The organism is Acinetobacter sp. UBA5984 (assembly GCF_002429925.1).
GTDB lineage: Bacteria > Pseudomonadota > Gammaproteobacteria > Pseudomonadales > Moraxellaceae > Acinetobacter > Acinetobacter variabilis.
Map to the genome: position 1 here is coordinate 95908 of NZ_DJBE01000072.1, position 13676 is coordinate 109583.

Annotated in this window: 14 protein-coding genes and 1 pseudogene; 9 read left to right on the forward strand and 6 right to left on the reverse strand. The window is 44.1% G+C overall.

Annotated elements, in window-relative coordinates; translation table 11 throughout:
• Window positions 1–170: 170 nt before the first annotated feature.
• The 6 genes from B3J29_RS12125 to B3J29_RS12150 all read left to right on the forward strand — a co-directional run bounded on the left by B3J29_RS12125 (window position 171) and on the right by B3J29_RS12150 (window position 6036).
• Window positions 171–1763: a peptide chain release factor 3 gene (locus B3J29_RS12125; protein WP_034703223.1), complete on the forward strand. Its 1593-nt coding sequence runs from the start codon at window positions 171–173 to the stop codon at window positions 1761–1763.
• Window positions 1764–1858: 95 nt separating this feature from the next.
• Window positions 1859–2686 carry a hypothetical protein gene (locus B3J29_RS12130; protein ID WP_005232178.1) on the forward strand — a complete coding sequence of 276 codons (828 nt, stop codon included), beginning with the start codon at window positions 1859–1861 and terminating at the stop codon, window positions 2684–2686.
• A gap of 49 nt (window positions 2687–2735) precedes the next feature.
• Complete coding sequence (locus tag B3J29_RS12135; RefSeq protein ID WP_005232176.1) at window positions 2736–3698, forward strand: RsiV family protein; 963 nt, start codon at window positions 2736–2738, stop codon at window positions 3696–3698.
• Window positions 3695–4516: a TatD family hydrolase gene (locus B3J29_RS12140; protein WP_034169895.1), complete on the forward strand. Its 822-nt coding sequence runs from the start codon at window positions 3695–3697 to the stop codon at window positions 4514–4516. The genes B3J29_RS12135 and B3J29_RS12140 overlap by 4 nt, the downstream gene beginning before the upstream one ends.
• Before the next feature lie 128 nt (window positions 4517–4644).
• Window positions 4645–5451: an enoyl-ACP reductase FabI gene (locus tag B3J29_RS12145; RefSeq protein ID WP_005232173.1), complete on the forward strand. Its 807-nt coding sequence runs from the start codon at window positions 4645–4647 to the stop codon at window positions 5449–5451.
• Window positions 5452–5637: 186 nt separating this feature from the next.
• Complete coding sequence (locus B3J29_RS12150; RefSeq protein WP_208461887.1) at window positions 5638–6036, forward strand: cytochrome b562; 399 nt, start codon at window positions 5638–5640, stop codon at window positions 6034–6036.
• Between the two features lie 51 nt (window positions 6037–6087).
• On the opposite strand, the gene secB is transcribed toward B3J29_RS12150, so the two are convergent.
• The 4 genes from secB to rsgA form a co-directional block, all read right to left on the reverse strand.
• Entirely contained in the window at window positions 6088–6546 is a 459-nt protein-coding gene (gene secB, locus B3J29_RS12155; protein WP_004782070.1) for a protein-export chaperone SecB, read from the reverse strand.
• A gap of 35 nt (window positions 6547–6581) precedes the next feature.
• Entirely contained in the window at window positions 6582–6836 is a 255-nt protein-coding gene (gene grxC / locus B3J29_RS12160; protein ID WP_004782071.1) for a glutaredoxin 3, read from the reverse strand.
• Window positions 6837–6857: 21 nt separating this feature from the next.
• Complete coding sequence (locus tag B3J29_RS12165; RefSeq protein ID WP_005232169.1) at window positions 6858–7265, reverse strand: rhodanese-like domain-containing protein; 408 nt, start codon at window positions 7263–7265, stop codon at window positions 6858–6860.
• 93 nt (window positions 7266–7358) lie between these two features.
• Window positions 7359–8417, reverse strand: a complete 1059-nt coding sequence (gene rsgA / locus B3J29_RS12170; protein ID WP_208461894.1) for a ribosome small subunit-dependent GTPase A — start codon at window positions 8415–8417, stop codon at window positions 7359–7361.
• A 124-nt stretch (window positions 8418–8541) separates the two neighbouring features.
• On the opposite strand from rsgA, the gene orn reads away from it, so the two are divergent.
• The gene (gene orn, locus B3J29_RS12175) at window positions 8542–9096 is read left to right on the forward strand and encodes an oligoribonuclease (protein ID WP_004782074.1); all 555 of its coding nucleotides are present in this window, start codon (window positions 8542–8544) and stop codon (window positions 9094–9096) included.
• A gap of 34 nt (window positions 9097–9130) precedes the next feature.
• On the opposite strand, the gene B3J29_RS12180 is transcribed toward orn, so the two are convergent.
• On the reverse strand, window positions 9131–9379 hold the full coding sequence (locus B3J29_RS12180; protein ID WP_005232166.1) for a hypothetical protein: 249 nt from the start codon (window positions 9377–9379) through the stop codon (window positions 9131–9133).
• Window positions 9380–9577: 198 nt separating this feature from the next.
• On the opposite strand from B3J29_RS12180, the gene B3J29_RS12185 reads away from it, so the two are divergent.
• Both B3J29_RS12185 and B3J29_RS12190 read left to right on the forward strand, forming a co-directional pair.
• On the forward strand, window positions 9578–10348 hold the full coding sequence (locus B3J29_RS12185; RefSeq protein WP_005232164.1) for a tRNA threonylcarbamoyladenosine dehydratase: 771 nt from the start codon (window positions 9578–9580) through the stop codon (window positions 10346–10348).
• Window positions 10349–10452: 104 nt separating this feature from the next.
• Window positions 10453–12200 (forward strand): annotated as a pseudogene (locus B3J29_RS12190) (tetratricopeptide repeat protein).
• 55 nt (window positions 12201–12255) lie between these two features.
• Here B3J29_RS12190 and B3J29_RS12195 read toward each other — a convergent pair.
• A complete protein-coding gene (locus B3J29_RS12195) occupies window positions 12256–13668 on the reverse strand; it encodes an efflux transporter outer membrane subunit (RefSeq protein ID WP_005232159.1) in 1413 nt (470 codons plus the stop codon).
• Window positions 13669–13676 lie beyond the last annotated feature (8 nt).

Here is a 13676-nt window from a genome sequence, read left to right on the forward strand (position 1 = left end):
TAAACGAGTCAAAAAAATATCAGTTCAACCGGAAAAGAGAATGGGAAACTACGATTTCTCCAGTTTATAGGGCTGCTTATTGGCTCTAGAAATCTGCTACAATATCGTCAATTTTTTCATATTGATCGTATTTGATCTTGAGCACTGCGGTTCTGCAGTAGGTATTTTCCATGAGTTTTAAAGATGAGTTAGCGGCGCAGGTCGCTCAGCGACGTACATTCGCCATTATTTCCCACCCCGATGCCGGTAAAACCACCATGACAGAAAAACTGCTGTTATGGGGTCAGGCCATTCAGGTTGCAGGTATGGTGAAAAGCCGTAAATCGGATCGTGCAGCCACTTCTGACTGGATGGAAATGGAAAAAGAGCGTGGGATTTCGATCACCACGTCCGTCATGCAGTTCCCGTTCAAGGACAAGATGATTAACCTGCTGGATACCCCGGGGCATGAAGATTTCTCGGAAGATACTTACCGTACCCTCACTGCGGTAGACTCAGCGCTGATGGTGATTGACGGTGCAAAAGGTGTCGAGGAACGTACCATCAAATTGATGGAAGTGTGTCGTATGCGTGACACTCCTATCATTTCTTTCGTCAACAAAATGGACCGTGAAATCCGTGAGCCTTTAGAGCTGCTGGATGAGATCGAAAATGTCCTGAAAATTAAATGTGTCCCGATTACCTGGCCACTCGGTACAGGACGTGACTTCGCTGGTGTCTATAATCTGCTCGAAGAAAAGTTCTATGTCTATAAAGCCGGTTTTGGTTCAGTGATTACTGATATCGAAGTTCGTGATGGCTATGACCATGCTGATTTACGTGAAAAAGTCGGTGAGCTGGCTTGGGCGGCATTTGAAGAATCATTGGAACTGGTACAAATGGCCAATGAGCCATTAGATCGTGAAGAATTCCTGGCAGGCCGTCAAACTCCAGTGCTGTTCGGTACAGCTTTAGGTAACTTCGGTGTCGACCATGTTCTGGATACATTTAGCGAATATGCACCGCCTCCCAAAGCGCATCCAACTCAAGACCGTAAAGTAGAGGCAGATGAAGAAGGTTTTACAGGCTTTATCTTCAAGATTCAGGCCAATATGGACCCGAAACACCGTGACCGTATCGCTTTCATGCGAATCTGTTCAGGTAAGTATGAAAAAGGCATGAAAATGAAGCATGTGCGTATCGATAAAGATATCCGCATTAGCGATGCCTTGACCTTCCTGGCTGGTGACCGTCAGCATCTGGAAGAAGCATGGCCGGGTGATATTATCGGTCTGCATAACCACGGTACCATCCAGATCGGTGATACTTTCACTTCAGGTGAAAAACTGCAATTTACCGGTATTCCGCACTTTGCACCGGAAATGTTCCGCCGTGTCCGTCTGAAAGATCCGTTGAAGTCAAAACAGCTGCAAAAAGGTCTGAAAGAGCTGTCTGAAGAAGGTGCAACTCAGGTCTTCATGCCACAAAACAGCAATGACCTGATTGTTGGTGCTGTGGGTGTGCTGCAGTTCGAAGTGGTGGCGTATCGTCTGAAAGAAGAGTACAAGGTGGACTGTATTTATGAGCCGGTGAGCATCAATACAGTACGTTGGGTATCTTGCGAAGATGAGAAGAAATTTAATGAATTCAAGAAAAAAGCCCATGACCAGTTATCTGTTGATGGTGGTGGTCATTTGACTTATCTTGCACCAAGCCGAGTGAACTTACAGCTGATGCAGGAACGTTATCCGGATATCGTATTCCGTAACACACGCGAACACTAAGCCTTCAGGCTTGGAAAATGTTAAACAGCTTCTCCGGAAGCTGTTTTATTTTGTGCTACATTTAGACGACTCATTACTTATATCTCTAAAAAATCATGAAGTTTAGTAAGGAAATCCTGCTCGGTTCAGTCATTGGCTGCAGTTTGTTACTTGGTGCATGTGATAAAAATGAAAAAGAACAGCCAGTGACGGAACAGAAAAAATCTGCAGCAGTCACCCCTGAAGAAAAAGCCAAAGTTTTGCCTTATCTGAATATCCAGGAGAAATCGGCCGATATTGCTTTGCCATTTTGTGAAACTAAAAACTGTATTAATCTGGATATTCAAACCTTAAAGACAGCTGATTCCTGGCTAAACCAGTCTATTGAAAAGCAGCAAGCAAAAGTCATTCAGGATCAGATTGGCCTAAAGCAGGATATGAGTCTGCAGCAGGCGGTTAATGCGTATGTAAAAAAATCAGATGCCTGGCAAGCCCAGCTCAAACTGAATAAAGCCTATGAGTTATCGCTGTATACCCGTATTCCTTATCAGCGCAATCAATTTGTGTTAATGCAAATTGGGGTAGACAGCACTCAGGAAAATATCCGCGTCAATGAACGCTATTATTTCTTTGTGGCTGACCGTGTGCAGCAAAAAATACTCAGTCCGCTAGATATTATCAATCCTGAGCAGCAATTGCAGATGGATCAGATTGTGCAGCAGGCTTACCAAAAATGGTTAAAGGACAATAATGCAGAAGTCCAGCAGAAAGCACCAAAAAAACTGTACTGGGGGCAGGCGGACTGGTTCTTCGATCAGGAAGGAATTGGCTTACATTATCGTAGTCAGGAAATTAGCAAAGATGCCAAACAACTGGACATCTATTTAACCAAAGAACAAACACAACAAGTCTTGAAAGTGGATATTTATCAGAATATGTTCTAACAGGTAGGTCCTGCAAGGATAAATAATGATGTTGAACAAAGGTTAATGCATGTCAAATTATAAGAATGTTTTATGTCTGTCAGTATTGGCATCAGCGGTTTTGCTGAGTGCCTGCCAGCCTAAGGAAAAAGAGCCGAAAGAGCCTGCTGCGCCTGAAGTGGTACAGGCTCAGCCTGAAGTGCTGAAGCTGAGTGGTGATACTGAGAAGCTGAAACTGGCCTTGCCTGAATGTGAAGGAAAAAACTGTCCTGAGATTTCTATCGAGAGATTGAAAAGCAATCAGCCATTTATCGATGAATGGATAGATCAGCAGATTCTGCAGCAGCTACAGGGCATTTTGTCTATTGATGCGATTGAACCGGCGAAAGCATCTGCAGCAAGTGAAGCTGAAGCCGCTGCTTCCGAACCAAAAACTGCATTAGCCAATGTCAAAACTCCAAAACAGCAGCTTGAACAGCAGATTCAGCCGCATATGCAGACTTTCCTGAATCTGGATAAGGAGTTGAAAGCACTCAGTGCCAGCCATAGTATCAGCTTGATGATCAAACCGAGAATTCTACAATCTGGTGATCCACTCGCGACTGTGGTCTTAAACAGTACCCATTATCTCGGTGGTGCGCATGGCGCTTCTGCTCAAACCTACTACAATTTTGATCTTGAGCAGAAAAAGCTGATTAAGCTGGATGATATCATTCTGCCTAAACAAAAGGCTCAGCTCGAAGCCAAAGCTTATGAGGCTTTTAAAATCTGGGTGATGGAATCCAAACTGGCCAATGATGTAGCTGAATATGAACAGGCCTGGAAATTTAAGCTGACAGATAATTTTTACCTGTCTAAACAGGGACTGGCGCTGCAATATGCCGAATATGAGATTGGTCCTTATGTGGTGGGTTTGCCACGTCTGGTCATTCCTTATGAACAGCTGAATGGCATTCTGAAACCTGAATATCTGCCTCAAACAGAGAACGCTGCTTCAGAAGCCGAGCCTGCAACTCCTGCCAAAGCACGCTGATGGTTTCGTTATTTGATACCCATACCCATTTTGATGTTCCCGATTTCGATCATGATCGGGAACAGCTGGCTTATGCATCCAAAGCAGCAGGGGTGGAGCATCTGGTCTTAATTGGTTTTTTACAGAGCCGGTTTAAGGATTTATTGCAGACGCATCATTTTATTAATCAGTTAGACAATGCGCCTCAAAGTCATCTGGCACCCGGCCTGCATCCATTTTATATTGAGCAGCATCAACCTGAGCATTTACAGGATCTGGAGCAGTTATTAAGCACAGAGCCTTGTATTGCCATTGGTGAAATTGGTCTGGATACTTTCGATAAACGGCATAAACAGCCGGAACTTTTTCAGAAACAGAAAGATTTTTTTGCTGCACAGCTGGAACTGGCGCAGCAGTTTGATAAACCTGTGTTACTGCATATCCGTAAATCTCATGCCGATGTTTTACAGATTCTAAAACAGCATCAGTTTAAACAGGGCGGTATTGCCCATGCCTTTGGTGGCGGGATTGAAGAAGCCAAAGCCTTTATCAAGCTGGGCTTCAAGCTTGGAATAACAGGACAAATCACCAATCCGAATGCTAAAAAACTGCATCAGGTGGTACAACAGGTAGGGCCGGAATATCTGGTGCTTGAAACCGATTGTCCGGACATGACGCCTTTATGTTGCCAGCATTCTACTGAGCAGCGAACTCGCAATACGCCTGCCAATCTGCCTTATGTCCTGCAAGGCCTGGCCAAGAGTCTGCACATGGATCAAGATGAACTAGCACAGCAGCTCTGGAAAAATACCCATCAGGCTTTACATCTGGCGATTTAAGATAAAACCCTACATCGGTCGGAAACTGGATTCCAATTTATGATCCAGTGAAAAAAGGCGCATTATGCAATTTCTAAAATGCTTTAGACTTGGCATCATGCATATAAATTATTTTGAGTGAGATTCACATGGCACAAGGACTATTGGCGGGTAAGCGCTTCTTGATCGCAGGTATTGCAAGTAAATTATCAATTGCTTTTGGTATTGCTCAGGCATTACATCGTGAAGGTGCAGAACTCGCTTTTACTTATCCAAATGAAAAGCTGAAAAAACGTGTAGATGATTTTGCTGCACAATTCGGTTCTGAATTGGTTTTTCCTTGTGATGTGGCAGTAGATGCAGAAATTGACAATGCATTTGCAGAACTGGCAAAACACTGGGATGGTCTGGATGGCGTCGTACATTCAATCGGTTTTGCGCCAGCACATACCCTAGATGGTGACTTTACTGATGTAACCGACCGTGAAGGTTTCAAGATTGCCCATGACATCAGTGCGTACAGCTTTATCGCGATGGCACGTGCTGCGAAGCCATTACTGGCTGTACGTCAAGGCTGCCTGTTAACGCTGACTTATCAAGGTTCTGAGCGTGTGATGCCAAACTACAACGTGATGGGTCTGGCGAAGGCCTCTTTAGAAGCAGGTGTACGTTACCTGGCATCTAGCCTGGGTGCAGAAGGTATCCGTGTGAATGCGATCTCAGCAGGTCCAATCCGTACATTGGCGGCGTCTGGCATTAAATCATTCCGTAAAATGCTGGATTTGAATGAAAAAGTGGCTCCACTAAAACGCAATGTGACCATTGAAGATGTCGGTAATGCAGCCTTGTTCCTGTGCTCACCATGGGCAAACGGGATCACTGGTGAAATCATGTATGTCGATGCGGGTTATAACACAGTAGGCATGAGTGCTGAACTGATGCTGGATGCAGAATAAGTCTTTTTAAAAGATCAATTTTCAGCAAAGAAAACCCCTCATTATTGAGGGGTTTTTATTTTTAACTTTAATTGTTAATGATGTAAGTCTGATGACAAGGGATACAAGAATTCGGATCAAAATAATTTATCTTTCAGGACTTTCCCACTAAGATGTTTAATATAAAAACAATACAGGATAATAAGGATGTTTAAAAATTTTTTAATCAGCATGATTTTTGTGATGGGCACAGTGGGGATCACCACGTCGAGCATGGCAGAAGAAAATCACTATCATGACAATATGCATGAAATTGACCATCATTTAAAAAATTTCAAATCTGCCAAAGATAGCAAAGAGGCGCGGGCAGCATTGCAAGGTATGCAAAAATCTGTGGAAGTTTGCCAGAAAAATTTACCCTCAGGTCTGCAAAAGCTAAAATCCAAAGATGCGAAAGTTACGGCTTATCAGGGATTGTTAACTGACTTATTGAAAGAGATTAAACAAGCTGAACAATTTGTTGCAGCCAATCAGCTAACCAAAGCCCAAACTCTCACAGTGAAAATGGATCAGATTAAAAAGCAGGGGCATCAAGCCTTTAAATAAGCCATAAAAAAGACCGCTATTGCGGCCTTTTTTAACTTCAAGATCAAGTGATTAAGCTTGACCTTCAACAGCAGCAGCTTGCGCACGTTGCATGTTCGCTTCAAATTCAGCATCGAAGTTGATTGGTGTAAGCAGTAATTGCGGGAAGCTGCCTTTAGTCACCATATCATTCACCGCTTCACGAAGGAACGGGAACAGGATGTTCGGGCAGTAAGCACCAAGAATGTATGGCAGACGCTCTTCTTCAACGCCATCAATCAGGAAAATCCCTGCTTGAGTCACGTCAACGATAAACGCTGTATCACCTTCATTGGTCGCTTGAACCACAACTTTTAAAGCCACTTCAAAATGAGTCGGATCAATTTTTTCTGCAGAAGAAGAAAGGTTGATGTTTAACTCAGGTTGCCATTGCTTGGTAAAAACTTGTGCCCCAGGAACTTCAAAAGAAATATCTTTAGTGTAAATACGCTCTAATGCCAATTGTGGTTGAGCTTGTTGTTCTTCACTCATTCTTTAATCCTTGATATGAGGTAGGTTTTAGTAGATTAAGCCAATAATTCGTCTAGTTTGCCTTCACGCTCTAGGGCATAAAGTTGATCAAAACCACCGATAAATTGTTCATTAATAAAAATCTGTGGCACGGTACGATGATTGGTGCGTTGCATCAATTCAAGACGTACTTCAGGGGCTTCATTGGATAAATTAATTTCTTTAAATGCAACACCTTTGCGCTCAAGGAGCTGTTTTGCACGGATACAATACGGACATACTGTCGTCGAATAGATAGTAACTTCAGCCATGATCAATCTCCTGTTCGCAGATTATTTGCTTTTCACCAAAGGTAAACCTTGAGCTTTCCAGTTTGTAATGCCGCCATCCAGACGGTAGGCATCTGCATGACCTACCTGTTGAAGCGCAGAACCTGCAACTTGCCCAAGATTACAAATGAACACCAACGGGCGATCAGATGCTTTTAACTCATCAACGTGTTTTGTAATTTGGCTATATGGAATGTTACGGCTACCACTAATGTGACCTTCACGGAAGTCTTTGGCATCACGTAAATCAATCAGCATGGCATTTTTTGCTTTAACTAAAATTCCCAGCGATTGCGGAGAGATTTTGCGACCATTACGTTGACCTTCGATGATGAAGAATACAACCACGAGTACCGCGAGTGTTCCAAACAAGAAGGGGTGATTCCCCATAAACTCGAACCAACGTTCCACAATTCACCTAATTACAATTTTAAAATTGCCAAGAGTATAGCTCATAAATATGGTGATCAAAATCACCGCTTCAAGGGCTAAGCCTTAAGAAAATTAATTTTTTTGCTGCGCTTCGTTAATTTCGTCAATTAAACGTAAATAGCTGTCTAGTCGGCGCGGCAAAATTTCCCCTGTCGAGGCTGCCTGACGTAAGGCACACTGCTTTTCATGTTTATGTGTGCAGTTACGGAACTGGCAGTGACCGAGCAGGTTTTCAATTTCCGGAAAACCGCTTTGGACTTTGTCCAAGGTCAGATGCCAGAGACCAAATTCACGGATTCCCGGTGAGTCGATGAGAGCAGCGTCATTACCAAAGGAAATCAGACGTGTGGAGGTCGTGGTATGTTGCCCCAGTGCTGAGTTTTCAGAAATGACATTGGTTTTCTGTGCAGCATCCGGAACGATCGCATTAATCAGCGTACTTTTACCCACACCAGACTGACCGACAAACGCTACAGTTTCCTCATTCAGACGAGCGGACAGTTCTGTCAGATCGCCATCGGACTGGGTTTGCATGACTTCATAACCCAAATCTTTATATTCTTTAAGCAAATCCAGAATCGGATCATTTTCCTTAAGCAAATCTGATTTATTGAGCACTAAAAGTGCTGGAATCTCTGCATCTGCACAAGCCACCAGATAACGGTCAATCAAACCCGGGGCTGGCTCAGGCAATGGTGCAAACACAATCACAATCAGGGAAATATTGGCGGCAACCGGTTTAACCTTGTGGTAACGGTCAGGACGGGTCAGCAAAGAAGTGCGCGGATGAATCGCCGTAATAATGCCGAGTCCGGTATTTGGATCAGCCTGCCATCTGACTCGGTCGCCTGTTACCAGCAATTCCAGGTTGGTTCGGGTATGGCAGCGCCAGACACTACCCAGTTCAATCGGCTTCCAGAAGGGCTCAGGTTCGCCTTCAGCCACGACCGGTTTTTCAGGATGCTGTTCAGGTACGGACAAGGCCTGGACTTCAAGCTGGCGGCCATAATGCTGCACGACCAGCCCTTCCAGGTCTTGAGAGGTATCGATCTCTTCCTGACGCGTTTTATGCTGTTTTTGAATACGACGTTGTTGTTGTTCAGTTAAACGACGTTTACGTATTAAAGCCATTCAAATCCTAAAAAACCATGGGAGCGAGATGGCAAAAATAGCATGAAGCGAGGTGTCAGTTACAGCATCGACGTAATAAATTTGCTACTATAAATGTTTTATAGCCTAATAAGATTGCACATTTATGAGCAGCACCCCGGATAGCCGCCTGATTTGGATTGACCTGGAAATGACAGGTCTGGATACAGACAATGACCAGATTATTGAAGTTGCCACGATTGTAACGGACGATAACCTAAATATTCTTGCCGAAGGGCCCGTGCTAGCTGTGCATCAATCTGACCGTATCCTGAATGCGATGGACGAGTGGAATACTCGCCAGCATGGTCAGTCTGGCCTGATTGAGCGCGTACGCCGCAGTAAATTGACTGCTCAGGATGCAGAACGTGAAACCATTGAATTCCTGAAAAAATGGGTGAATCCAAAAGTATCGCCTATGTGTGGTAACTCGATCTGTCAGGATCGTCGCTTTCTGCACCGTTTAATGCCTGAACTGGAACAGTATTTCCATTACCGTAATCTGGACGTATCTTCAGTAAAAGAGTTGGCAAAACGCTGGCGTCCTGAAATCATGAGTGGCCTGAAGAAAAATGCTTCGCATCTAGCCATGGATGACATTCGTGATTCGATTGCTGAACTGAAATATTATCGTGAATATTTCTTCATTATGAATAAATAATCCGAACAGTGAAAAAGAGGCGAAAGCCTCTTTTTTATTTGCTCGCAGAAAGTTTCTTGCGATAAAAGTTTTCACTACTCTCAAACAGTACCCAGGTCAGAAGCACCAGAGCAAGATGGGTCTGGGTTTCATATTGATCCAAAATAATCAAGGCAAATAATCCCAAAGTCAGGATACGGATCATGATACTAAGATAATAGTTTTTCTGCTTTTTAAAGGTTAAACCGTAAAGATAGAGCAGGAACAGTAAAACCATCAGGGCAAAAAGGGCGTTAAATAGCATGCTGATCTGACTCCCTTTAAGGTAATCCTAATTGAAATATTGTGAAGTTTATTATGGTTGTAATTTGATCGATTTTACGTGTTTTAGCGATGGCGCAAGAAGGCTTTTTTGACTGATTTTGTATCTGGATTTTAGTGGCAGTAAAGTGCCCATGATTTTGCTAAAATACTCTGGTGTTTTTCTTGCTATTGATGACCTATGACTGATCTGCTTCAAGATGATGAGTATGACCGCCGCTTTGCGGGTGTAGCCAAAATTTATGGTGACGATAGCTTTCATCATTATGAAAACAGTCATGTGATGGTGATCGGAATTGGTGGTGTTGGTTCATGGGCAGTCGAAGCACTGGCACGTACCGGGATTGGCGAGCTCACACTGGTCGATATGGATGTGGTCGCAGCATCGAATATTAACCGTCAGTTACCAGCCATGACCGCAACACTGGGATGTGAAAAAATCGAGATCATGGCAGAACGCTGCCGCTCGATTAATCCTCGAATTAAAATCAATCTGATTGATGATTATCTGACGCCAGAAAATGTGAAAGAAATTCTGTCAGGAAATCCTGACATCATTCTGGACTGTATCGATGACGTCAAAGCAAAGTTTGCCTTGATGCTGCATTGCCGTTTTAACAAGATTCCATTGATTGTATCCGGTGGAGCAGGCGGTAAACTGGATCCGTTAAAAATCCGGGTAGCCGATTTATCCAGAACCGAACAGGATCCAATGCTTGCAAAATTACGTGCGCAATTACGTGCTAAAGGCATCTGTAAAAAGCCAAAAGAAAAATTTGGGATCACTTGCGTCTACTCTATCGATAATCCATTCTCGAGTGCAGATGTTTGTGCAAGCGCAGGCTTGCGCTGTGGTGGTTATGGTTCTGCAGTGGTAGTGACTTCTAGCTTCGCCATGGTTGCGGTATCGGAAGTATTGAAAAAGCTTGATAGCAAAAGACTGAAAGCCTAATTGAGTCAACAAAAAAAGCACACAATTTGTGCTTTTTTTTATGCTAAGTTTAAAATGAATTTTTATACATATAACAAAAACAATCTTTTGGTTTTGGAGCAGCTATGTGGTTTTTGCTAGTGCTGGTTTTGGGGATTGGGGCTTTAGCAATCTGGATGTGGAAACGTCCTGATCCGGTGAAACGTGATCAGGCCAAAGCCGTGCATCATGATCTATGGATTGAGCAGATTGATGCTCAATTGAAATATGCAACCCGTCTAAGTACGGATCCACATTATCCGGATTATGAACGCGCCTATCAAATTTATCAGGGGCTGGCCCAGCAGCAGGAATTGCCACAGGCTTATGTGGGTATGGCCTTGATGCATTTAAACGGACAGGGGCGTGAGCAGAGCACGGAAAAAGCGATTAGCTTTCTTGAAAAAGCTTATAGTTTAGGTGGGGAAGATGCAGCCTATCATTTAGGTCAGATCTATGATGGTCATCAATACCAATTAAATAATCCTGAAAAAGCCTTGTACTGGTATCGGTATGCGGTCGCGCGCGGTCATCTGGATGCGCAGTATCGCATCACTGAGCTGTCCGAATCTGATCATGACACTGCAGAACAGCAACGTCTGCAACTGTTAATTCGAAATGCCGAGCAGGGACATGCCAATTCACAGTATCAGTTAGCCCAATATTATTTGGCAGATGGTGCAGCGCAAGATTTAAGTTTGGGGATCCATTATCTGTTTCTGGCAGCACAGCAGGATCACTTGGCGGCCAATCAGGATATTGCCGAAGCCTATNNGGTGATCAGAGTGGTTTATATGATTACTATGCTGGCGTGTTACTCGGCACTATTGATCCTGATCAACGTCAACGGGTGTTTCAGCATCTATTACAGCAGTCCAAAGAACATAAAGATGCACAGGCCAAAACTCTGATCGGTCTGGCCTATTTTCATGGTTGGTATGTGCAAAAAAATGAAACCATGGCATTTCGTTACTGGTCTGAAGCAGCACAAACTCAGCATCCTCAGGCCTTGAGTCTGATTGCCGCACTATATTTTGAATCCTATCTGGTCGCACATGAACCGGAGAAAGCATTTGAACTCTATCAACATGCCTTGCAAAGCGATCCTGGTCATCGATTTAGTCATATGGGTCGGGCACTCTGCTATTTAAACGGAGTGGGGGTAGCCAAAGATACGACTAAAGCTACCCAAATGATTCAGGCAATCGCACAGCAAGAGCAACTTGCAGCACAGTCTGAAGCTGATCTGATTTATATAGTGGGACGTTTTTATGGCTTGCCTGAATATCCACTACCGACACGAGAAAAAGCAATTCAATATTTGAATCAGGCGGTGGCGAAAGGTTCAAGTAAGGCTGCCTGGTATTTGTATCAGGCTTATAGTGATTTTTATCCAGTCTTTGCAGTGAATGAGGAACAGGCCAAACGTTATCTGCATCAGGCAGCTCAATTGGGAAATGCACAAGCACAGGCCGAATTGGGCATGATGCATTTAAAGGGCAAGAAGGTGGAGCAAGATACGGCTTTAGGACTGAAGTATCTGCAACAGGCTGCGAGCCAGCATAATGGTCTCGCACTAAATGCTTTAGGTGAAGCTTTGGAACAAGGAATTGGTATTGAAGCCAATTTGGATCAGGCAATCCAGTGCTATCGTAAAGCGGCTGCGCAGGTGAATGCCGATGCTTATAGTCATCTGGGGTGCTTATATACCAAAGGCATTGGTGTAGAACGTGATATTGCAATTGCCCGTCAATGGCTGGAAAAAGGCAGTCTGTTAGGACATGAGCCTTCTATTGAACAGCTCAACAATGTAAATGCTTATCTGCATATGTAAACTTCAAAAAAAGCCGCTGACTAACAGCGGTTTTTTATTGAGTTAAATGTATTGCTTAAGGCAGTTGCTTGATCGGGCTACCCCCCAAAGCTTGCATTAGGGTCACATAAGCATTGTATTGGCTTTGTCGGGTTTGCACCAAAGACAGACGGGCATTACGTGTAGTCTCTTGTGCATCCAGCAGATTTTTTAATGCCACTGCACCATTACGATAACGCACTTCAGTCAAACGTTCTGTACGTTCAGCCAGTTCAACATTACGTTGTTGTAACGCAACCTGTTTGGTGAGTTCAGTGCGATTAGACAGGGCATTCTCTACATCGGCAAAAGCTTCGTACATGGTCTGACGATACTGGATAATTGCCTTTTCGTATTCCAGTTCATTCACCTGTAAATCACGTTTCATATCATTCCATTGCAGGAATGGCAGGCTGAGTCCTGCGCCTAAGGTCGCCACCGGATTTTTAAGTGCATCTGACAATGATGAACTGGTGCCTACGCCAGTACTTAGGCTGCCAGTCAGGCTGATCGAAGGATAATAACTGGCCTTGTTGGCATCCTTGTTGGCCAAGGCTTTACGCAAACGCAGTTCAGTGGCTCTCAAGTCAGGACGGCGGGAGAGAAGGCTAGCAGGCAAGCCAGCTTCAATCGACGGTAAGGCAATATTCGGTAAACGTTGAGGTTCCTGAATCGAAAGCTGTTGCACAGGCATATTCATGAGTACTGCCAGTGCCGTACGTGTTTCCACACGCTGCTGTTCAATTTGGCTTAAGGTCGCTTGCTGGCTTTGAATGGCCTGTTCAGCTTGAGTCAGATCGAGACCAGACACTGCACCGGCACGATACTGGACATTGACCAGATCATACGTACGCTGTGCAGTCGCCAGGTTTTGTTGAACCACGCTATAACGTTCATTTAGATAACCCAGCTGCCAGTACAGTTGAGCAGTCGTACCAATCAGACTTTGTGCAGTCGCCTGTAAGTCCTCTTCAGATGCCAGGGCCTCCCAACGCGCTGCTTCAGTCTGATTGGCCAGTTTACCGAACAGATCCAGTTCATAGCTTAAGCCAGGGAAATTAACCCCAAAACCGGATGAACTGCTGCCATCTTCCAGATCAAAGCTTCTACGTGTGGTTAAACCAGCATCACTGATACGTACACCTTGCTGGCTTTGTGTCTGTCTGGCTTGAATACGGGCTTGCTGCAAATTGATCCCGGCCACGGCCAGATCACTATTGGCTGCCAGTACGTCATTCACCAGACTATTTAATTGGGGATCTTTAAATAGAGTCCACCATTGATCTGCGAGAATATCAGCATGAATTTGCTGACTTACAGCTTTACTGTTTTGAAAGTTATTAGGTACCTGTACAGCAGGTTGTTCATACGGCGTTTTCACCACGGCCGCACAGCCGACCAATGAACTCCCTAGAATCAGGGCACTGGCAAGTTTGGTAAGAGTATGCATATCAGATT

What these genes read in the sequence shown, in the direction of transcription:
- B3J29_RS12195 (WP_005232159.1), bottom strand. Translation starts at nt 13,668, where the DNA reads ATGCATACTCTTACCAAACTTGCCAGTGCCCTGATTCTAGGGAGTTCA.
- rsgA (WP_208461894.1), bottom strand. Translation starts at nt 8,417, where the DNA reads ATGGCTTTAATACGTAAACGTCGTTTAACTGAACAACAACAACGTCGT.
- B3J29_RS12125 (WP_034703223.1), top strand. Translation starts at nt 171, where the DNA reads ATGAGTTTTAAAGATGAGTTAGCGGCGCAGGTCGCTCAGCGACGTACA.
- B3J29_RS12135 (WP_005232176.1), top strand. Translation starts at nt 2,736, where the DNA reads ATGTCAAATTATAAGAATGTTTTATGTCTGTCAGTATTGGCATCAGCG.
- secB (WP_004782070.1), bottom strand. Translation starts at nt 6,546, where the DNA reads ATGAGTGAAGAACAACAAGCTCAACCACAATTGGCATTAGAGCGTATT.
- B3J29_RS12150 (WP_208461887.1), top strand. Translation starts at nt 5,638, where the DNA reads ATGTTTAAAAATTTTTTAATCAGCATGATTTTTGTGATGGGCACAGTG.
- orn (WP_004782074.1), top strand. Translation starts at nt 8,542, where the DNA reads ATGAGCAGCACCCCGGATAGCCGCCTGATTTGGATTGACCTGGAAATG.
- B3J29_RS12130 (WP_005232178.1), top strand. Translation starts at nt 1,859, where the DNA reads ATGAAGTTTAGTAAGGAAATCCTGCTCGGTTCAGTCATTGGCTGCAGT.
- B3J29_RS12180 (WP_005232166.1), bottom strand. Translation starts at nt 9,379, where the DNA reads ATGCTATTTAACGCCCTTTTTGCCCTGATGGTTTTACTGTTCCTGCTC.
- B3J29_RS12185 (WP_005232164.1), top strand. Translation starts at nt 9,578, where the DNA reads ATGACTGATCTGCTTCAAGATGATGAGTATGACCGCCGCTTTGCGGGT.
- grxC (WP_004782071.1), bottom strand. Translation starts at nt 6,836, where the DNA reads ATGGCTGAAGTTACTATCTATTCGACGACAGTATGTCCGTATTGTATC.
- B3J29_RS12145 (WP_005232173.1), top strand. Translation starts at nt 4,645, where the DNA reads ATGGCACAAGGACTATTGGCGGGTAAGCGCTTCTTGATCGCAGGTATT.